Origin of the sequence: Streptosporangium sp. NPDC000563 (assembly GCF_040299985.1) — a bacterium.
GTDB lineage: Bacteria > Actinomycetota > Actinomycetes > Streptosporangiales > Streptosporangiaceae > Streptosporangium.
Genome location: NZ_JBEPDA010000001.1, coordinates 1,410,334 through 1,428,788, shown reverse-complemented (window position 1 = coordinate 1,428,788; position 18,455 = coordinate 1,410,334). Strand labels below are relative to the sequence as shown.

Genomic DNA, 18,455 nt, shown 5'->3' with positions numbered 1-18,455 from the left:
AACGAGTCGTGCACCTCGAACGAGAGGCCCACCGGACGCGTCCGGCGGGCCTCTCCCGCGTGTCACACCCTCGCGGACGCGTCACGCGTCACGACGTACCGCGACCTCCGCGGCGCGGCGCGCCTTTCGCCCGCGTTACGGTTCGCACCCGCGTCAGGGAACGACCGTGATGTGGTTGGGCACCGGGGGCGTGATCGACGGGTTCGCCGCGAAGTAGGCGGCGAAGGCGTCGATGTCCAGCGGGCCGCTCCACAGGTCGGTGCCGTCCCTGAAGGCGAGGAACGCGTCACCGCCGCCGACGAGGAAGTTGTTGGCCGCGACCCTGATCGTCTGGGTGTCCGTCACCGCGACACCGTCGATCTTCATGTCGGAGACCTTCGAACCCCACGGCGCGCTCGCGCTGTAGGTGTAGGTGAAGTTCGACGACGGCTGCAGGATCTTGGTGAACGCCTGGGCGTTGGGACCGCCGACGAACTGCTGCTCCAGAACGGTCTTGAGCTGCGCGCCGGTGAGCGTGACCACCTGCATGAGGTTGTTGAACGGCTGGACGGTGAACGCCTCGCCGTACGTCACCACGCCGTCTCCCTCACCCGCGGGCGAGCCCGCGTAGTTGAGGCTGGCCCGCACGCCGCCCGGGTTCATCAGCGCGATCTCGGCGTTGCCGCCGGTCCTGGTCGAGACGAGCTGGGCGTCCGCGATGAGGTTGCCGAGGGAGGACTCCCCCGACGCCACGGCGGTGTTGGTGATGTCCGCGGTGATCCTGCCGATCGGCCTGTTCGCCACCGTCGCGACGCGGTCCTTCCACGTCTGGACGAACGTGGCGATCTCCGGGTCGGGGGTGACCGTCCTGGTCACGACCTGGTTGTCGGCCACGACCGTGGAGCGCACGACGTCGCGGGTCTTGACGTCCACCTGGAAGTCGACCTTGGTGATGACCCGGCCGAAGGAGCCGCCCTGGCTGTAGAGACGGGTGCCGCCCTTGGGGTCGGTCACATTGCACAGGTACGCCTGGTGGGAGTGACCGCTGAGGATCATGTCGATCTCAGCGTCGACCTGCGTGGCGATCCGGTTGCCCGCGCCGGGCTGGGCGCTGCACGCGTCGGGCGACTGGCCCGCGGTGACCTGGTCGCCCTCGTGCACGAGCACGACCTGGGCCTTGATGCCGACGATCTGGAGAAGCTTGGACGCGACGTTCGCGGCCTTCACCTCGTCGATGAACTCAAGATCCTTGATGCCCTCGGAGGTGACGATGTCCGGGGTGGTCTTGGTGACGAGGCCGATGAAGCCGATCGGCACGCCGTTCATCCAGCGGATCGCGACCGGGGGCAGCGCGGGGATGCCGTAGTCCTTGAGGAGGTTGCGCAGCGAGGCGCTGTTCGTCCCGCCGAGCGCCTCCAGCGCCTGCTTCTCCGCGCCCTTCTCCGGCCGCTTGAAGATGACGTTCGCACCGATGTAGCTGTACTTCGCGCCCTTCCACCTACCGGCGGGCGAACAGCCGTCCACCGGGTGGCAGCCACCGTTCATGATGCGCTTGAGCTCGGCGTACCCCTCGTCGAACTCGTGGTTGCCCACCGCGGAGGCGGTGACGCCGACCTTGCCGAGGAACTCCACGGAAGGCTCGTCGTGATAGGCCGCGGAGATCAGGGGGGTGGCGCCGATCAGGTCGCCCTGGGCGACCTTCAGCGTGTTCTTGTCGGAGAGCTGCTTGAGGTGGGTGGCGACGTACGCGGCACCACCCGCGTCGACCGTCGCACCGGTCTCGTCGACCATGCGGCCGGACGAACCGGTCGGTGGCTCAAGGTTGCCGTGGAAGTCGTTGAGGGAGAGCAGGCGGACCGGCACCGTCTTGGCGGGCTTGGCGGGCTTGTTGCCCGCCTGGGCCGGTCCAATCGCGAGCACGAGACTGGTCCCGGCGAGCACACCCGCCATGACCAACCGCTGGAAGGAACGAGACGTCATGGACCACGACACTAAAGGGACTATCTGTGCAAGGAATGGCCTAGAGGTAACGATTCACCCGGCGAGCGCATGGCGCCTTTTGCCAGTCCCCGGTGAGCTCGGGAGGGACCTGCCCGCTTAGAGTCCACAGCATGAACGTGCGTGTGGAGTACCGGGGAGCGCTCGGCGACCAGGAGGTGTCCGGCGTTCTCGCGGTGGTGGAGGCGGCCACCGAGGCCGACAAGGTCAGACCGCTCAACGAACATGTCATGCTGCACCTGCGCTACGGCGGCGACGAGCGGGCCGGAGCCGTGCTGCTGTACGTCGGGGACGACCTCGCGGGCTACGCCCACGTCGACCCGACCGACCCCGTGGAGGGACCCAGCGGGGAGCTGGTCGTCCACCCGGCGTTCCGCGGGAGGGGATACGGGCGCCGGCTGCTGGAGTCCGTGCTCGACCACACCGGCGGGCACCTGCGTCTGTGGGCGCACGGCGGGCATCCGGCCGCCGAGGCCCTCGCCCGGTCGGCGGGTTTCGACAGGATCAGGTCACTGTGGCGGATGCGCCGCTCCCTGTCCTCCGACATCCCCGGCTTCGAGCTTCCCGAGGGGGTGCGGCTGCGCACGTTCGAGCCCGGCACCTCCGACCGGGAGGCGTGGGTGGCGCTCAACGCCAGGGCGTTCGCCCAGCACCCCGAGCAGGGGGCGTGGACGATCGAGGATCTGGAGCGGCGCGAGCGGGAACCCTGGTTCGACCCGGCCGGATTCTTCCTCGCCGTACGTCCGGCCGGCGACGGCGACCGGCTGGTGGGCTTTCACTGGACCAAGGTCCACGGCGACGGCGACCACGCGCACGACCCGCTCGGCGAGGTGTACGTCGTCGGCGTCGACCCCGCGGAGCGGGGAGGCGGCCTGGGCAGATCGCTCACCCTCGCGGGCCTGGCCTACCTGCGGTCGCGGGGCCTGAGCCAGGTGATGCTGTACGTGGACGAGAGCAACCCCGCGGCGATCCGCCTGTACGAGAGGCTGGGCTTCACCCGCTGGGACGTCGACGTGATGTACCGGAAGTAGGGACATCCCTCGCGTGACCCCGGGGGAAGGAGACGTCCCCCGGGTACCTGATGGTGACCCCGGAGGCCCTGGGGCTGAGGGGTGCCCCCGGAGGCCCTGTGGCTCAGAGGTGCCCCCGGAGGCCTGAGGCTGAGGGGTGCCCCGGAAGCAGGACGCGCCGGACCGGGGGCACCCCGGTCCGGCGCGGTCGCCCGAGGACTACTCGATCATCCAGTGGAGCACGAAGTAGGACAGCGCGGCGACGAACGCGGCGGCCGGGATCGTGAGGACCCAGGCGGTCACGATGTTGCCGGCGACGCCCCAGCGCACGGCCGACAGGCGCTTGGTGGCGCCGACGCCCATGATCGCGCTGGTGATCGTGTGGGTGGTCGAGATCGGGGCGCCGAAGCCGATGGCCGCCGTGTAGAGCACGGTCGCGGCGGCCGCCTCCGCGGCGAACCCCTGCGGCGGGTCGAGCGCGATGATCCGGCGCCCCAGCGTCCGCATGATCCGCCAGCCGCCCGCGTACGTGCCGAGCGAGATGGCCGTGGCGGCGGCGAGGATGACCCACTGGGGGATCGGGTCACCGTCGTTCTGGTAGCCGCCGACCACGAGGGCGAGGAAGATGACCCCCATGGTCTTCTGTGCGTCCTGGAGGCCGTGGCCCAGCGCCATCGCCGCCGCGGACACGGTCTGCGCGTGCCGGAAGCCCCGGTTCGCCTTCGTGGGCTGGGCACGCCGGAACCCCCACAGAATCCCGATCATGATCAGCCCGGCGAGGCTGAAGCCGACCAGCGGAGACAGGATCATCGGAATGACGACCTTCTCCACCACCCCGTCCCAGTGGACGACGCTCGCCGAGGCGAGCGCGGCACCGACGAGGCCGCCGATCAGCGCGTGACTGCTCGAGGAGGGAAGGCCGAAGTACCACGTGACCATGTTCCAGGTGATCGCGCCGATCAGACCGGAACCGACGATGACGAGACCGTGGCTCCCCTGCGGGGCGTCGATGATGCCCTTGCCGACGGTCGCGGCCACCTGCGTACCGAGATGCGCACCCAGGAAGTTCATCGCCGCGGCCATGAACAGCGCGGCCCTCGGCGTCAGCGCACGCGTCGAGACGGAGGTCGCGATCGCGTTCGCGGCGTCGTGAAAGCCGTTGGTGTAGTCGAACACCAACGCCACGACCACCACGCTGATGACGAGTGCGAGCGTGAGGTCCACTTAGCTTTCCTTGACCGCGATCGACTCGATCGTGTTGGCCACGTGCTCGAAGGCGTCGGCGGCCATCTCGAGCTGATCGATGACCTCCTTCATCTTGAGGACGGTCAACGCGTCGTACTCCCCGCCGAAGAGCTTGGCGAGAAGACGGCGGTAGACCTGGTCGGCCTGGTTCTCCAGCCGGTTGATCTCGATCCAGTACTCGTTGAGGTTCTTCATCGAACGCAGCCGCGGCATCGCCTCGGCGGTGAGCTCCGCGGCGCGCTCCAGCACCTCGACCTGCCGGACGACCTCCTTGGGGAGGTGGTCGATCTGGTACAGGACGATGAGGTCGGCGGCCGCCTCCATGTAGTCCATGACGTCGTCGAGGTTCGAGGCGAGGCGATAGATGTCCTCGCGGTCGAAGGGGGTGATGAAGCTCTCGTTGAGTCGATTCATGATCGCGTGAGTACGCTCGTCGCCGGCGTGCTCACATGCGCGCATCTTCTCAGCCAGGGCTTCCCTGTCCGATCCGTCACTGATGATCTCTACCAGCAGGCGGGACGCTGTGACGAGGTTGTTCGCCGAGTCGGCGAACAAGTCGTAGTAGCTGTCCTCACTAGGTGTGAGACGCAGACGCACGTCGTTCTCCAGATGTGCGGGGATGGTCCGCAGAGAAGGGTAAGGGTTACCAGCGGAAATACGAACTTCACCCGCTAGACATGCACTCTTCCCGATGTCGCTACCCAGTGACACGCGGCTTGAGGCAGCCTTGAGGGCATCTTTCCGATGACCGTTTTTACTGGTTTTCGGCCACAGTATGACGAAGACAGGCCAAGTATGGGACTTCTCCGCCTCTGAACGCCATCTGGCATCTTCCCCAGGTTCACGTCGGAAACCTCCGCTTCTGACGTACTTCCCGGGCGGTTCACCGAGATCACCAGAGGCCGTCGCCCCGTCGAGAAACCCCGGAGTGATTTCCGTCACGGCCCCCCGCCGAACCGCGTCGTCGCTGGTCACGGCAACCTCGCTCGCGTGTCCGCCCCCTCGGCCTCCCGCCGTCGCGAGCCCCGGGGCCGTCCACCTCCCGACAGGTTCACCCCGTCAGGGCAGCCCGGACCGACAGGAAAGTTCATTTTGAATTCACTGTTAGTTCATCTTTGTCGGGAGTCTGCCCCGAGGCCTCAGATCGGTGTCCGATGGAAGTTGAGGTAGGAACGGCTCGGGGTCGGGCCCCGCTGACCCTGGTAGCGGGATCCGTACTTCTCCGACCCGTAGGGATACTCGGCCGGAGAGCTGAGCCTGAACATGCAGAGCTGACCGATCTTCATACCGGGCCAGAGCTTGATCGGCAGTGTCGCGACATTGGAGAGCTCCAGCGTGACGTGCCCGCTGAACCCCGGGTCGATGAACCCGGCCGTCGAGTGCGTCAGCAGCCCGAGCCTGCCCAGCGAGCTCTTGCCCTCCAGCCGCGAGGCGATGTCGTCCGGCAGCGTGACGACCTCGTACGTGCTCGCCAGCACGAACTCCCCCGGATGCAGGATGAACGGCTCGTCCTTGTCCGGCTCGACCATCCGCGTCAGATCGGGCTGCTCGACCGCCGGATCGATATGCGGGTATCGATGGTTCTCGAAGACCCGGAAGTAGCGGTCCAGGCGCACGTCGACGCTGGACGGCTGGATCATCTCAGGCTGGAAGGGATCGATCCTCACCCTCCCGGCCTTGATCTCAGCGGTGATGTCACGATCGGAAAGCAGCACGTGTTGGAACCTACCAACTCGGAACCCACCGACGCCGGAGCCGTGAAGCCCGTCCTACGAATCTTGCTCCCCTTCAGGGGCGAGAGCCGCCCAACTTTCCGCTAGAGTGGTGACGCGCGGTACGCCGCACGCGGGTGTAGTTCAATGGCAGAACATCAGCTTCCCAAGCTGACAGCGCGGGTTCGATTCCCGTCACCCGCTCCACGCTCGAAGGCCCAGGTCAGGATGCGAATCCGGACCGGGGCCTTAGTTGTTTCCGGAGCCTCTTCGATCTTCCGTGCCCGTCACGTGCCCGATCCCGGTGGATCCTCTTTCCTGAGGGCCGCTTCGGCGAGCTTCCCCATACCGTCGGCGATCATCTGACCCCGCCCGTTCTCGGTGTGCAGATAGATCAGCGCGGCCCGCGTGGTCGAGTGCCCCATCCGGTTCATCAGCTCCCGCAGCGTCGCACCCGACTGCGAGGCGAACGTGTTGCCCGTATGGCGAAGGTCGTGGAAGTGGACACCGGAAAGGTTCGCCTCCTTCAGAGCCTTGGCCCAGATCCGGCTGAAGGCCGACCGCCGCAGCATCGCACCCTTCGCACCGAGGAAGACGAACGCCTCGTCATGCTCCTCGGTGTACGTGGCCAGGTGCGCGCGAAGCTCCGAGACCACCACCTCGGGAAGAGCGACCGTCCGCGTACCGGCCACGGACTTGGGCAGGCCGACGGTCACCGATCCGTCCTTGAGTTCGGTGGTGAAGGCCACCACCCGGACCGTCCGGGCATCCAGGTCGAGGTTCTTGCGCCGGAGCGCCGCGAGCTCACCCCACCGCAGACTGCCGAACGTCGCCAGGAGCACCAGCGCCCGGAACCGTGGCTCGATCGCACCGGCCAGCGTGAAGACCTGTTCCATGGTGAGCGTCGGACGCTCGGGCGACTCCTCCTTGCCGCCGCTCTTGATCTGGCACGGGTTGGACTTGATCATCTTGTCCTCCACGGCTGTGTTCATGATCGCTTTGAGCAGCCGGTACGCCTTGGCGACGGTGACCGGCCCGACTCCCCCGTCCAGGAGCGTCTTGCGCCACTTGCGCACGTGGGCCGCCTTGATCTCACTCACGGCCAGGTTGCCGAACGTCGGGACCAGGTGAAGACGGAGCAGACCCTCATAGAGCTGGACCGTCTTGGGCCGCAGACCGGGGCGTTCGTTCACCCAGTCGGAGCCGTACTCCTTGAAGGCCACCTTGCCGAGGTCCGGATTGCTCCAGTCCCCCGCGAGGATCTCGGCCTCCTTCTTGGTCAGCCAGACCTCGGCGTCGCGCTTGGTCGCGAAGGTCTCCGGAGCCGCCCTGTCGATGTCGTCCGGTCCCCGGTAACGAGCCTGGAACCGGCCGGAGGGCAGTTGCCGAACGCGCCCGAAACGCCTCTTGGTCGGTTTGCGCCGGGGACCTTCCCCCGGAGCGGCAACGGCGGTCTTGGCCATTACGCGGCCCTCCTGCGTCGTGTGGCGGTGATCGGTTCGACCAGCCCGGCGGCGATGAACGCGTCAAGGGCCGCTTCGGGGATGCGGACGTTGCGTCCTACGTGGATGAAGGCGATCCGGCGTTCCTCGATCAGGCGCCGGGGGAAGCGGACCGAGGTGTTCAGCCGTTCGGCCGCCTCTTCGACGGTGAGCAGTCGGCCCCGTGCCAGCTCTGGGAGAAGGAGCGCTGGCTCTTGCCCTGTCTTCCTGGTCATGCCGCCACCTCCAGTTCCGGAGTTGCCGAAAGATCTGGAACAGGGATGCCGTCCGCTCTGGCCTGGAGTTCGATCAGGCGTGCGCGGGTGCGTTGGCGGTTGGCGACCTCGCGCAGCAGCCGTTTGGCCAGCGGGGTGCGGTTGGGATCCTTGGGCGAGACCGGCCGCCAGACGTAGCGATGCGGGTCGGTCACCGTCTCGTCGGGCAGGCCGAGCATGTCGAGCACCCAGGCCCGCCGGTCCTGCTTGTGCTCACGCAGGGTCTTGTTCGACCACTTACGCGAGACCAGGACACGACGGCCCGCGTAGCCGAGGTGTTCGGCCTTGTGCGCCTTGCCCTTGCAGCGGCCCGGCAGCATGCCCGCCTTGGCCCCCTTGGGCTGCACGCCGTACCGCAGCCAGTTCGGGCACGTCGGCGAGCACGGTTCGTAGCGCAGCGCTTCGACCATCCGGGTCGCGTGGTCACGACGGGCGTGGTTGTCCGGGTCCTCAGGGTCGAGGGGGCCGCCGAGGCTCTTGGTCAGGTACTTCGACAGGTAGCCGATGCACTGGTCAGCATCCGGCGATCCTGCGAGCACGCCCTGAACATCGACCTGAGCACCGAAGCGGACCACGTGCAGGGGTTCGGCCCTCTCGTCGGTGCCGAGCTGGTCGAGGGCCTCGTCCCAGGTGGGCAACAGTTCCCCAGTAACCGGGTCGAGGTAGTCGCCGGCCTGCCCGTCCGGGTAGGGCTCAGCCCGTTCGGCCCGCTCGCTCCAGACCGGCAGACGGTCACCGTCGAAGCGGACCTCATCGACGGACGGCCACCACACCTGGTGGTAGGTCGCGGCGGCGATCGCCTTGACCTCCGCACGCGGCATGGTCCCGCGGATCGCCATGTGCAGATGCGGAGCGAGCCGCTTCTGTGGTTCGACGGAGGCGAAGTACTGCACGTCATAGCCCGCCACCCGGCGAAGGTTCTGCACGAACCGGTCGACCAGCTTGGAGAAGTGCAGGGCATCGCGAGCCGCCGCCGCATAGTCATACGTGCTCGGGTTGACCGGGACACCGTTGCGAACGCGTCCGTACGAGGGAAGGGTCAGCGTGACGAACAGGGACGGTCGGTAGACCTTGCCGTCGGAGGCGATGAAGGTCCGCCCGAGGGTGGTGTTCTGCTTGGCCCGCTTGGGCAGGTCCGGCGCATCCTGGCGCCGCCTCGTGGAACGGGAGCGCTTAGGAGTCGATCGGCCCCCCAGGACGTTGCCCAGCATCCCAGCGGCGTTGATCTCCGCATCGATCCCGGCGATCGCCTCGTCCCAGTCGGCGACCTCTTCGCCGTTCTTCTCGGCCTCGTCGCGCTTGGCCTGCACGTCGGCCCGGAACTCGATCAGCCACTGCTGCTCTTCGGTGGAGGGGTTGGGTTCGGCGACCGGTTCGTGGTCGAGGTGCCAGCCTTCCCGGCACTGCGCCCGGCGGAGCTGGCGGTTGCGGTTGGCACACGGCGGGCACTTGGCTTCCTGCGTCGCGCCGCAAGGGATGTTGAACGACTCGGTCATGCCGGTGTGGGTGTCGAGGCGCCGCAGTTCGATCGGCCGGATGCACACACCATTGTTCTTGGCGACCTCGATGGCGACGTCCAGGGCGAGGGGCAGGGTGTCACGGACGAGGCGGGGCAAGGTGCGGTCGGAGCCGTTCGGCGAGGGGATGGGGGTATCGGTCACATGGCCTCCTCTCTGTTGACCACGTCGACGGAGATCCGGCAGGCATCGCTGTAGGGGTCTTTGAGGAGGTGAGCGGTGTCGAGGTCGACAATCACCGTCACCTCGGCGAGGTCGGAGCCGTTGAAGGTCCGCAGCCGCCGGAAGGGAAGGCCGTCGATCTCGGACGGGGTGCCGTGAACGGTGATTCTCATCAGGCCACCTCACCCGTCAGCGGCAGCGTGCCAGCGGTGAACACGGCGACCATGTCGCGGATATCGGCATCGGAGACGTAGCCGGCACGGGCACGCATCGGCTCGGGTGAGGTCTCCAGACGGGTGTAGGCGATGCCCGCACCGAGGTCCGGCTGAGGTGAGATCAGGTCGGCCAGCGCGCCCCGATCCCGGGCACCGTCACCGAGGACCATGTCCACCTGTTCCGACTCGTCCAGCCGCAGCGCGATCTTGTCGGGGAACAGGTTGCGGATGCTCAGCACGTCCTTGCGCGGGTCCTGCAACGCCGCCAGGACACCGACCCCCACCGCACGGCCTTGCGTGGTCAATGTCGCCAGCGCCGCCGAGATGCGGAGCTTGAGCCCCTTGTCCGACTGGTAGGCGGTCAGGAACGCCACCTCGTCGACCACCACCAGGACGAACGGGTCATCGACGGTAGGAACGTGGTTGCGCTGAACTCCGGCGAACCGGCCCACCCGCTCCTGCATGATCTTCACCGCTGCTTCCAGCAGATCGGCGCACGTGGCCGGGTCGGCGGCGTAGCGGTCGAACAGGTCACGGCCGAAGGACAGTTCCATCAGCTTGGGATCCAACGCCCAGATCTGCGTCAGACCCGAACGGACGGCGGGCAGCAGGCCCCGGATGGTGGACCAGATGATCGAGCCCTTGCCCGCCCCGGTGGCACCGGCGACCAGGACGTGAGTGCCATGGACCTTGAGCCGCCACGGAGTGCCGTCCTCCTGTTTGCCGATCTCGACCGGCCCCACCGACGCCACGGCGGGAATCGGTAGCGCGGGTAAGGGGACGGCCAGCGGGTCGCGCCGAGGGAAGGCCAGCAGCAGACGACCCGACCGGGCGACGGTCACCCGGCACGAGGTGGCGCCGAAGCCATGGGCCAGGTTCTCGATACGGTCGGACCAGTCCTTGACCGACTGTCCGGCGAGCATCTTCACCGTGACCAGGTCCGCCCACGAGGTGCAGGTGACGCGGACGAGGCGGGGCAGGTAGTCACGGCCCCGCAGGTGACGGCCGAGCCCGGAGACGATCATCACCGGTTGCCAGTGTCGCCGGTAGATCCACACTCGTCGCCACCAGGCCAGTAGCCGCCAGCCCACCAGGCGCAGGAACGAGGCCCGATCGACCAGCCGCCACGTGGTGAGAGCGACGAGCACCAGGACGAGAAGCGCGACACCCCACTGCCAGCCGTACAGCCAGCTCAGCGCGCCGGGAGCGACGGCGACGGGTGAGGCGATCGGGTAGCGCCACAGCAGCCGCATGGCACCGGCCAGCAGCCACCAGGTGAAGATGACGATGGTGACGATGGCGGGAGTCCTGAGAACGGCCGGGCGGAACACCACAGCCGTGTCGGGGGTCGTGGTGACGAGGTGTTGCGCCTCGTCACCGGGCAGTTTTTTGAACATAGGCTTGAGCCCTCTCTTGATTTGCTGTCTGGGGAGACGAGGGGCCGCCGGAATGCCAGTTCCAGCGGCCCCGCTTACGTGTCAGGCCGCTTTGCCCTGGTCGGACTCGTTGGCCGGGGTGGTGAACCTGCTCTCGGCCGAGCGGGCGAACTGGTCGGCCTCGTGGGCGAGCTGGCGGGCGAACTCGACGTCGGAGGCCGTCACGAGGTCACCGGCCGAGGTGGTGACCAGGAGAGAGACGGCACCGAAGTCGAGCGCCAGGACCGGAGTCCGGGCCGGATAGGGGTGGTTGGTGGCGCGGGCGCCACGGCCGGTGTTGAGGGTGATGGTGCTGATGCGGTGAGTCCTGCGACGCGTCATCAGGCGACGTCCTTTCCAGTGGTGGAGGTGTGCTTGGCGGAGGCGGAGGCGACGGGACCGGTGCGCGGGGCACGCATCTCGCGGACCTTGATGGAGTAGGCGAGACGTCCGGCGCCGTTGACGTACGGGGTGGCGGTGACGTGGTCGAACTCGACCGGGGTGAAGGGCAGGTTCGGCATGGGGGCCGGCGGAACGGGCTGGACCGGAGAGAGGATCTTGACGGCCACGGTCTTCTGTCCGGGCTTGACGGTCGGGTCGGCGTCCATGACCGCGACCTGCCAGACGAGTTCTCCGGTGGTCTTGTCGCGGGACTGGACGAACCGGCCGTTGGTGGAGGCGTCGAAGTCCTTGACCGCCTCGACCTCTCCGACGACGTAGCAGCCGTGCGGGAAGACCTGGGCGAAGGTGACGGGGATGGGTCCTTGCAGAGCCATGATGGTACTCCTCTTATCGACTGACAGGCACTTAACCTATCAACTGACTTGAAAGTACGACGATCGAGCTTGGCAGGTCAAGTGACTAGGCGAAGATGACGGCGGCGTCGGTGATCCGATGGACAATCATCAGGGCAACGGCAGCGACATTCCAGGAGGATCCGGTGCGAATCTTGTGGGGCTGCTTAGTCATAGGCGCGATTTCCCCACTGGTCGGACTGTTCCTATTGATCATGATCCCGGTGTGGCGTGACGAGGCTCGACTCGACGACTTCCACCAGCGAGTACTGGCCTATCCGCTACCGCCCGAGACTCGCACCATGGGCGACAGCGACGCCACCGTTGGCAAGATATCCGGCGGAAACGGCGACTACTGTGAGTATCAGATCCGACTGACGCTTCAGACCGGCTTGCCACAAGAGAAGATCCTGGCCTACTACGAGAAGGCCGCCATCGCCGGAGCCGACGCCAGAGAGAAAGCACAGGTCTCTCTGGGCTCCGACGAAGACATCGACGAGAGTGAAGCCGTCATCGTGGAGTTCGGAGCCATCACCGACAGTGACTGGAACTGGAACTGCACATAGGCGCCGCCTTGGTCACCCGATCGGGTAGGCGCCTTCCAGTTCATGCCGGTCGGCGGGAAGCAGGACCTCCACCACGGCCAGAGCCGTACCCGAAGCATCCCGGACGGCACCGTAGACAGCCAGCAGCGGCGTGTTCTTGGGCATGACCAGTTGCTTGGCCTCGTCGCTCGTGGGCATGCGTGCGGTGATCTGCTCCACCACGTGGTCGAAGCGCACGCCCTTGCGGGACTGGAGGTGCTCCCGGAGTCCCTGGGCCAGAGGTTCGGCGCTGGTCAGGTCGGTGCCCTGGGACAGCTCGACCGGCAGCCACAGCGAGACCATCTCGGTCGGCTCACCGTCCCGGCTGACGAGTCGCCGGCGTAGGAACGCCTTGCTCTTCGGGGCGAGGCCGAGCAGGGAGGCGATGCGGTTGGGGGCAGTGATCGCCGCCGTCTCGATGACCTCGCCCTGTGACGCGCTCTCCGGAGCGATCAGATATGCCTGTCCGGGTCGTGGCTGTTCGGCCGAGGCGAGGGCCGGGCGTCCCCGCACGAAACGGCCCTTGCCCTGCTGGGAGTCGATCCAGCCCTGTTCGCGCAGCACGCGCAGTGCGGCGACGACGGTGGGCCGGGAGACGCCGAACTCGTTGATGAGCTGGTTCTCGCTGGGCAGGAGTGAGCCCGGAGGATAGTCCCCCGACTCGATACGCCGTTGAAGTGCCTGCACAAGCTGGGCGTACTTCGGAGGCACGGACTCTAGTGACATTACGACCGTCCATCACCCGACAGGTTGTTTTACCAAGTCAGAGCGTAACCTGGCTTTCCCTCGCCTGTCACGTCACGGGCAGACAAAGGGAACAAGGGCAAAGAAGATCCCGGCAGGCAGAGAGAGGGAAGAAGGACGCTGCGGCTGCGTGGGGGGCCGCGCGTCGCTCTGCTGCCTGCCGGGATGTCGAGGAGCGCGACGGAGTAGTGGTGACGCTCTCCAGCACCCTCCGTACTGGAGGACACCGCCCCGCCGCGCCCGCCTATCGACCGGCGTAGTCGGCCAGAACCTTGGCCGCGCCCGTCACGTCGTTGATCGGGTGGCGCCTCTCGGCCGACTGCCAGGAGTAGTAAGCGCCGCCGTAGCTGACGAACACCCACACCGGCAGGCCCACCCGCGGACGGTTCACCATCAGCGCACTGTCGTTGTCGCGTAGCTCAGCGCGGACACCGAGCCGGAGCAACTCATCTCGCAGGAGGGTGAGGGCCACGGCCTCGTCCTGCTGGTGTTCCTGCTGGAGGTGATCCGCAGCGGTCTGCATGATCGGATTCATCTCACGTTCCTTTCGACCCGGCCGGTTGCGAGGCAGTCGAGACATTCCTGTTCTCCCTGCGTCTCTTGGTCATCGCTGCTCTCGCCGACGAGAAGGGCACGGCGCGAGCTGCGCAGCTTGGTTCCACGTCCCCGGCACGCGGGGCAGGGGCGTGTCTCGCTGGTCTCGTCTGGCCGGGTCACCGTCGCCATCTCCTCGGATTGATCCGCACTCCCTGCGGCGGAAGGCGGGCTGACGTACCGTGTTGCTTGATGGCAAGTCCACCGGCAATCCAAGATCGTCAGGACCCCCAAACGGCCCCCCTGAATTCCCCCTCTTGAGCCCCCAGCCGGGAGGAAGGCCTTAGATGCCCGACAACATCCCTAACGTCCAGCTCCGAGCGTGGCGCAATGAGCACCGCCTGACGCGCGCCGAATTGGCCGACCGGATCAACGCGACACCGATCGGCATCAAGGAGTCCCTGGCGTGCGATGAGGAACGCATTCGACGTTGGGAGGCCGGAGAGGTCAGGTGGCCCCATTCTCCGTACCGGATCGCCATCACCCAGCTGACCGGACTTCAACCCGAAGACCTGGGATTCCGACCGAACAGACGCGGGGCCGGCCAGCTCATCGAGGCCACCAGCATCATTCCCATGGACGCGTTGCGAGCCGAGGCCGACCTGTACGGCACCATGGAACTCGCCCAGCAGCTTCAGGCGTCCGACGTCGGAACCGGCACGCTTGAAGCCCTCGCCGAGGCCGTCGATCTGCTCTGCCGCGCCTACCCCGTCGTCTCCGCCGCCACCTTGCGCGACCGCACACAGAAACGCCTCGCTCAGGTCAACGGCCTACTCGGCGGACGGATCACCCTCGCCCAGCACCGCGAACTCCTCGTCATCACCGGATGGCTGACGGCCCTGCTCGGGTGCGTTCACTACGACCTGGGAGAACGCGAGGAAGCCGAGACCGCCCGCCGCGCCGCCTACGAGATGGGCCGCCAGGTCGGACACGGTGAACTCATGGGTTGGGCCTACGAGATGTCCGCGTGGTTCGCCCTGGTCGAAGGCCGCTATGAGGACGTCGTCACCGCCGCCCGCATGGGCCAGGCCGTCGCCGGCCAATCCAGTGCTCAAGTTCAACTCACCCTGCAAGAGGCCCGCGGACTGGCCCGAATCGGCGACCGCCGCGAAGCCGACAAGGCTCTCACTCGTGGAGCCGATGCCCTCGCCAAGCTTCCACTTCCCGGAAACCCGGATCACCACTTTGTGTTCGATCACGCCAAGTGGGTCTTCTACGCCGCCACCGCATACACCTGGCTCGGAGACAACGACCGCGCCGAAGAACACGCCCTTGAGACAATCCAAATGCACACGCGGCCGGACGGCACATCCAACGCTCCCATGCGCGTCGCGGACGCCCATATCGATCTCGGCATCGTCCACGCCCGGCGTGGCAACCTCGACGCAGCCGTAGGCCAAGGTATGGCCGCCTTCGACATTGAACGTAAGTCGCTCACGGACCTCGTCAACCGAGCTGGAGATCTTGACCGAGTTTTACGCTCACGCTACCGCCGAGAAACCCTTGCGAACGATTTCCACGAGCGCTATTCAGCTGCTCGCCAGGCACTCACAACTCACCGTCCAGATCTACTTGATTGAACAAGAGCCGCTGTAGCTATATCTAGATCCACACGCTACTTAGCATTACGAATGACAAAGAAAAAGAACCCAGAAATAGAAGTCGCAGTACCTAACACCACCACAGAGGTCTGTAGCCAGGTCGAGCCAAAGAAGACCTGCACTAACAGGACGAAGGCGGTGACACCTGATGTCACAACTGCGAGTTGTCGAAGTGTTAGAAAGTTAGCAAGCATACGCTTTTGCGCGACCCCTACATGCCGACTCTCACTCAGGCTCCGATAAGTAAATTCCGCCTCGTCAAGCGAATGAAAGAGGTCTGACTCGTCATGATTCGGCGGCCTAAGGAGTTCAAAATTGTAAACACGCGTACAGCCGCGCGAAAGAAGTAACGCAACAACATCAACCAGTAGATTCTTCTTGAGGCTAGTAACATCAAAAATGGACAAGCCCGAAGAAGAGAAATCTTTAAGCTTTTCGTCTAGTTCAAACCAAGAGACAACCTCATTTCTGGTAGAAATTGAGTCGAGCTTATCTAGGCACTTTTCATAGAGCGTAGCCGCCACAGGGTTACCGCCATCCCTTAGGCGATCCCTAAGTTTATGCAGATAAGTGTGAATACCCGCAGTGATCGAGATAAGCCGATCATTGACTTGCTCTGCAGTATATCCGTGCTCACTTATAGAAATATAGTGAACAGAGGATATGAGGCGAGTCTGGAGTACATGAACAAGAACGTTCACGTAGGGATCAGGGCGGGCTGAGGTAACAAATATGTACAGCTCTTGCCGGTCGGATCTAGCTGCACCTACTAGCATTCTGCTACCTCGCTAGAGCAAATCACCTGGTTCTTGCCCATCAACTTAGCCCTATGTAGGTTCTGAGCGGCTTCTCTAGTCGACCTTCCGATGCCGACACTCATAGTCCGTCCCGACAAGCGATAGAAATCTGCCGTTATCTCATTGATCATCGCAATAGATATACGGCCATGTAGCCAAGAAGCTATAAGATCATCGCCTCCACAGGCAATGATATCGTTTATGCCAGCAGCTTCCAGTAGTTCTTTAACTCGTTCGAGCGCCGCACTTACTGCGAGACTGTATGCTCGCGCTTCCTCGATTTTGTTGTCAAGAAGCCGTAGTTCAAGTTGAGGTCCGACGTCGTCGCCATCGAAATATGCATAGATCACCTTGCCAGAAGGACTTAGCTGGGTCACGACAATCAGCTTAATGCATGCGCTTCATACCCACCTTGGGCTTTCGGGCATTGCCGAATTGTTCTTGTAGGAGTCAAGCGGCGGCGCGCCGCGCCGCCGTACCCGGCCCTCTGCCGCACGCCGCCCGGGCGTGCGGCCTGGGGGCCGATCCCGACCGGCGGCGCCCCGGGCCGTAGCCGCACCACGCACCCGCCGTACCCAACCCACGCGCCGACTCCGACGGCGCACCGCCGCTCATAGTCGTTCCGGCCACCAGCCCGAAGCGCTACACGGGGTCTACGGCGCTGTTCAGATCAGCGCCAGCCGTCCCGCTCTCATCCCGTGTAGAGAGCCGATCAGGGTGCCACGGCATCCACTTCCGCTCGACTTCCGCCTCCAGATCGACTCCGTGATGTCGTGCCATCAGCAGGACCTGAGACAAAACATCCGCCAGTTCGGCTCGGAAGCCCAATTCCAGCTCATCTGGAGAGCATCCCTTATCTCTGGCCTGTCCAGAGCGCATGAGGAACGCCTGCGTCAGCTCACCGACTTCTTCCTGAAGCTTCAGCAGGAACCAGGTGTCATCCCGGGTTATCCCATGCTTGCGGGCATAGGCGCTCGATACCGCTTCGACCTTGTCTGTGAGCTGCCGCAGATCCATGCCGGAAGTGTAAGAGGCAAGGGCGGAAGCCGGAGGCGTTCCAACTGGGCAGCCAACGAAAAGGGCCGGTACCACCCTTACGATCGCCTGGCGGTGGCTGATCTTCATACAGGGCTGGGGGCGATCGACGGTCCGGGGTTTCGTTCCTCAACCCCGGCCCACCGAGCACTAGGGCGACGAAGGCCCAGAGGTTCCCGTGCTCCTCGCGTGCCCGTTGCGTGCCCGTCAGGAGAGTGATCAAGGGGGACTCACGGGGAATCACGGTAACTCACTCTACTCCCCCGCAGGTCAGCATCTTCCCAGGTCAGCGACCAATCGTGATAGAGACTTCCCAAGCTGACAGCGCGGGTTCGATTCCCGTCACCCGCTCCAAGAGCGAAGGCCCAGCTCAGGGATGATTCCCGATCTGGGCCCTTTTCAGTGTCGTTCGGCTCGGCTGTTCCCACTTCGGTGATCTGCGACTCCGGAAATACCTCAGAAAGATCAGCTCGCCTCACGCAGGGGTTGGAACTGGACACTGAGCCGCATCTCCAATGCCTCCGCGAGCCGCTCCAGCATCGGGATGGTCGGCATCGTCCCGCCTGCCTCGAACCGCGCCACCGCAGGCTGCTTCAACCCCGCGCGCTCGGCCAGCTCACTCTGGGTCAGGCCGAGCTGCTCACGGCGCAGCCGTACCGCCTCCCCTAGCTCGAACCGGATCCTGGCGGCCTCGTACGCCGCTCCGGCCCCCGGACGGCTCATGATCTCGGCCCGCTTGGCACCCCAGCTCTTGCGCTCACCCATACCGCTCACTCCTCATCCGCCGTGTGAGCCTCGGCGATACACCGCTGCATGGCCCGCCACGCCCGCTCGATCTCAGCGGACTCGCGCATCCGCTGCTTGCGGAACACCGTCAGCATGATGATCCGCCGGCCCGGTGCGATCCAGTAGGTGATCCGTACCGCCTCCCGGTCGAGGTGGAAGCGCAGCTCACGTAACTTGCCGCGGAGCTGACGAGTGTAGGGCTCATCCAGCAGGACACCACGCTCGGCCAGCAGGTCGACATAGAACGCCGCCGTCTCCTGCCCCTCCTGATCAAGCGTGTCGAACCACTCATCGACCTCTGGCTCCAGTTCCACCTCTCCCCAATTCATAACACGGACGTTATAGCGACGGCAAGTATCACGCCCTGGAAACGCTCCTGTTCTTCCTGTCGAGAAAGGTCCACAGCGGGAGGCTCCCCAGCACACTCCGCCCCGAGGGCAGTCGTCCGGCTTCCCGTGCAACGTTGATCACGTGCCAGATGCGTGCCAGAACAGGCGGGGAACCATGGTCA

The 18,455-nt window shown here is 65.4% G+C and carries 21 protein-coding genes and 1 tRNA gene; 4 read left to right on the top strand and 18 right to left on the bottom strand.

The window, feature by feature from the left end; genetic code table 11:
* Positions 1–153 precede the first annotated feature (153 nt).
* Positions 154–1,959: a bifunctional metallophosphatase/5'-nucleotidase gene (locus ABT352_RS06800; protein WP_350943064.1), complete on the bottom strand. Its 1,806-nt coding sequence runs from the start codon at positions 1,957–1,959 to the stop codon at positions 154–156.
* Between the two features lie 131 nt (positions 1,960–2,090).
* Between ABT352_RS06800 and mshD the strand changes: the two genes are divergently transcribed.
* Complete coding sequence (gene mshD, locus ABT352_RS06795; protein ID WP_350943062.1) at positions 2,091–3,008, top strand: mycothiol synthase; 918 nt, start codon at positions 2,091–2,093, stop codon at positions 3,006–3,008.
* Positions 3,009–3,206: 198 nt separating this feature from the next.
* Here mshD and ABT352_RS06790 read toward each other — a convergent pair whose 3' ends face one another.
* The 3 genes from ABT352_RS06790 to dcd all read right to left on the bottom strand — a co-directional run bounded on the left by ABT352_RS06790 (position 3,207) and on the right by dcd (position 5,947).
* Positions 3,207–4,211, bottom strand: coding sequence for an inorganic phosphate transporter (locus tag ABT352_RS06790; protein ID WP_350943060.1), 1,005 nt, complete (start codon positions 4,209–4,211; stop codon positions 3,207–3,209).
* Positions 4,212–4,829 (bottom strand): DUF47 domain-containing protein, encoded by a 618-nt coding sequence (locus tag ABT352_RS06785; RefSeq protein WP_030924556.1) that lies wholly within the window; start codon positions 4,827–4,829, stop codon positions 4,212–4,214.
* Between the two features lie 542 nt (positions 4,830–5,371).
* Entirely contained in the window at positions 5,372–5,947 is a 576-nt protein-coding gene (gene dcd, locus ABT352_RS06780; protein ID WP_350943058.1) for a dCTP deaminase, read from the bottom strand.
* Positions 5,948–6,077: 130 nt separating this feature from the next.
* Here dcd and ABT352_RS06775 point away from each other — a divergent pair.
* Positions 6,078–6,151 (top strand) — tRNA-Gly (locus tag ABT352_RS06775).
* 80 nt (positions 6,152–6,231) lie between these two features.
* Here the strand turns inward: ABT352_RS06775 and ABT352_RS06770 are convergent.
* The 7 genes from ABT352_RS06770 to ABT352_RS06740 form a co-directional block, all read right to left on the bottom strand.
* Positions 6,232–7,407 (bottom strand): tyrosine-type recombinase/integrase, encoded by a 1,176-nt coding sequence (locus ABT352_RS06770; protein ID WP_350943056.1) that lies wholly within the window; start codon positions 7,405–7,407, stop codon positions 6,232–6,234.
* Complete coding sequence (locus tag ABT352_RS06765) at positions 7,407–7,661, bottom strand: excisionase family DNA-binding protein (protein ID WP_350943054.1); 255 nt, start codon at positions 7,659–7,661, stop codon at positions 7,407–7,409. Before ABT352_RS06765 ends, ABT352_RS06770 begins: the two co-directional genes overlap by 1 nt.
* Entirely contained in the window at positions 7,658–9,361 is a 1,704-nt protein-coding gene (locus ABT352_RS06760) for a replication initiator (protein WP_350943053.1), read from the bottom strand. Before ABT352_RS06760 ends, ABT352_RS06765 begins: the two co-directional genes overlap by 4 nt.
* A complete protein-coding gene (locus ABT352_RS06755) occupies positions 9,358–9,552 on the bottom strand; it encodes a hypothetical protein (protein ID WP_350943051.1) in 195 nt (64 codons plus the stop codon). The genes ABT352_RS06760 and ABT352_RS06755 overlap by 4 nt, the downstream gene beginning before the upstream one ends.
* Entirely contained in the window at positions 9,552–10,991 is a 1,440-nt protein-coding gene (locus ABT352_RS06750) for an FtsK/SpoIIIE domain-containing protein (protein ID WP_350943049.1), read from the bottom strand. Before ABT352_RS06750 ends, ABT352_RS06755 begins: the two co-directional genes overlap by 1 nt.
* A gap of 81 nt (positions 10,992–11,072) precedes the next feature.
* Complete coding sequence (locus ABT352_RS06745; RefSeq protein ID WP_350943047.1) at positions 11,073–11,351, bottom strand: hypothetical protein; 279 nt, start codon at positions 11,349–11,351, stop codon at positions 11,073–11,075.
* A complete protein-coding gene (locus tag ABT352_RS06740) occupies positions 11,351–11,785 on the bottom strand; it encodes a plasmid replication, integration and excision activator (protein WP_350943045.1) in 435 nt (144 codons plus the stop codon). The genes ABT352_RS06745 and ABT352_RS06740 overlap by 1 nt, the downstream gene beginning before the upstream one ends.
* A gap of 164 nt (positions 11,786–11,949) precedes the next feature.
* On the opposite strand from ABT352_RS06740, the gene ABT352_RS06735 reads away from it, so the two are divergent.
* Entirely contained in the window at positions 11,950–12,369 is a 420-nt protein-coding gene (locus tag ABT352_RS06735; RefSeq protein WP_350943043.1) for a hypothetical protein, read from the top strand.
* Between the two features lie 12 nt (positions 12,370–12,381).
* Here the strand turns inward: ABT352_RS06735 and ABT352_RS06730 are convergent, their stop codons facing one another.
* Positions 12,382–13,113, bottom strand: a complete 732-nt coding sequence (locus ABT352_RS06730) for a GntR family transcriptional regulator (RefSeq protein WP_350943042.1) — start codon at positions 13,111–13,113, stop codon at positions 12,382–12,384.
* Between the two features lie 262 nt (positions 13,114–13,375).
* On the bottom strand, positions 13,376–13,666 hold the full coding sequence (locus ABT352_RS06725; protein ID WP_350943040.1) for a hypothetical protein: 291 nt from the start codon (positions 13,664–13,666) through the stop codon (positions 13,376–13,378).
* 346 nt (positions 13,667–14,012) lie between these two features.
* Here ABT352_RS06725 and ABT352_RS06720 point away from each other — a divergent pair, with 346 nt between their 5' ends.
* Complete coding sequence (locus tag ABT352_RS06720) at positions 14,013–15,305, top strand: NsdA family TPR-like regulatory protein (RefSeq protein ID WP_350943038.1); 1,293 nt, start codon at positions 14,013–14,015, stop codon at positions 15,303–15,305.
* A gap of 35 nt (positions 15,306–15,340) precedes the next feature.
* Here the strand turns inward: ABT352_RS06720 and ABT352_RS06715 are convergent, their stop codons facing one another.
* From ABT352_RS06715 to ABT352_RS06695, 5 genes are all read right to left on the bottom strand, one after another.
* Positions 15,341–16,027: a hypothetical protein gene (locus ABT352_RS06715; RefSeq protein ID WP_350943036.1), complete on the bottom strand. Its 687-nt coding sequence runs from the start codon at positions 16,025–16,027 to the stop codon at positions 15,341–15,343.
* Positions 16,028–16,095: 68 nt separating this feature from the next.
* Complete coding sequence (locus ABT352_RS06710; protein WP_350943034.1) at positions 16,096–16,500, bottom strand: mCpol domain-containing protein; 405 nt, start codon at positions 16,498–16,500, stop codon at positions 16,096–16,098.
* A gap of 265 nt (positions 16,501–16,765) precedes the next feature.
* Entirely contained in the window at positions 16,766–17,140 is a 375-nt protein-coding gene (locus ABT352_RS06705; RefSeq protein ID WP_350943032.1) for a nucleoside triphosphate pyrophosphohydrolase family protein, read from the bottom strand.
* Between the two features lie 483 nt (positions 17,141–17,623).
* Positions 17,624–17,923 (bottom strand): helix-turn-helix domain-containing protein, encoded by a 300-nt coding sequence (locus tag ABT352_RS06700; RefSeq protein ID WP_343976147.1) that lies wholly within the window; start codon positions 17,921–17,923, stop codon positions 17,624–17,626.
* A 5-nt stretch (positions 17,924–17,928) separates the two neighbouring features.
* Complete coding sequence (locus ABT352_RS06695; protein ID WP_343976144.1) at positions 17,929–18,273, bottom strand: type II toxin-antitoxin system RelE/ParE family toxin; 345 nt, start codon at positions 18,271–18,273, stop codon at positions 17,929–17,931.
* Positions 18,274–18,455: the final 182 nt, after the last annotated feature.

Excerpts from the sequence above, each read along its gene's own strand:
- ABT352_RS06800 (WP_350943064.1), bottom strand. The coding sequence starts at position 1,959 with ATGACGTCTCGTTCCTTCCAGCGGTTGGTCATGGCGGGTGTGCTCGCC.
- mshD (WP_350943062.1), top strand. The coding sequence starts at position 2,091 with ATGAACGTGCGTGTGGAGTACCGGGGAGCGCTCGGCGACCAGGAGGTG.
- ABT352_RS06770 (WP_350943056.1), bottom strand. The coding sequence starts at position 7,407 with ATGGCCAAGACCGCCGTTGCCGCTCCGGGGGAAGGTCCCCGGCGCAAA.
- ABT352_RS06765 (WP_350943054.1), bottom strand. The coding sequence starts at position 7,661 with ATGACCAGGAAGACAGGGCAAGAGCCAGCGCTCCTTCTCCCAGAGCTG.
- ABT352_RS06755 (WP_350943051.1), bottom strand. The coding sequence starts at position 9,552 with ATGAGAATCACCGTTCACGGCACCCCGTCCGAGATCGACGGCCTTCCC.
- ABT352_RS06750 (WP_350943049.1), bottom strand. The coding sequence starts at position 10,991 with ATGTTCAAAAAACTGCCCGGTGACGAGGCGCAACACCTCGTCACCACG.
- ABT352_RS06745 (WP_350943047.1), bottom strand. The coding sequence starts at position 11,351 with ATGACGCGTCGCAGGACTCACCGCATCAGCACCATCACCCTCAACACC.
- ABT352_RS06740 (WP_350943045.1), bottom strand. The coding sequence starts at position 11,785 with ATGGCTCTGCAAGGACCCATCCCCGTCACCTTCGCCCAGGTCTTCCCG.
- ABT352_RS06730 (WP_350943042.1), bottom strand. The coding sequence starts at position 13,113 with ATGTCACTAGAGTCCGTGCCTCCGAAGTACGCCCAGCTTGTGCAGGCA.
- ABT352_RS06725 (WP_350943040.1), bottom strand. The coding sequence starts at position 13,666 with ATGAATCCGATCATGCAGACCGCTGCGGATCACCTCCAGCAGGAACAC.
- ABT352_RS06720 (WP_350943038.1), top strand. The coding sequence starts at position 14,013 with ATGCCCGACAACATCCCTAACGTCCAGCTCCGAGCGTGGCGCAATGAG.
- ABT352_RS06705 (WP_350943032.1), bottom strand. The coding sequence starts at position 17,140 with ATGGATCTGCGGCAGCTCACAGACAAGGTCGAAGCGGTATCGAGCGCC.
- ABT352_RS06700 (WP_343976147.1), bottom strand. The coding sequence starts at position 17,923 with ATGGGTGAGCGCAAGAGCTGGGGTGCCAAGCGGGCCGAGATCATGAGC.
- ABT352_RS06695 (WP_343976144.1), bottom strand. The coding sequence starts at position 18,273 with ATGAATTGGGGAGAGGTGGAACTGGAGCCAGAGGTCGATGAGTGGTTC.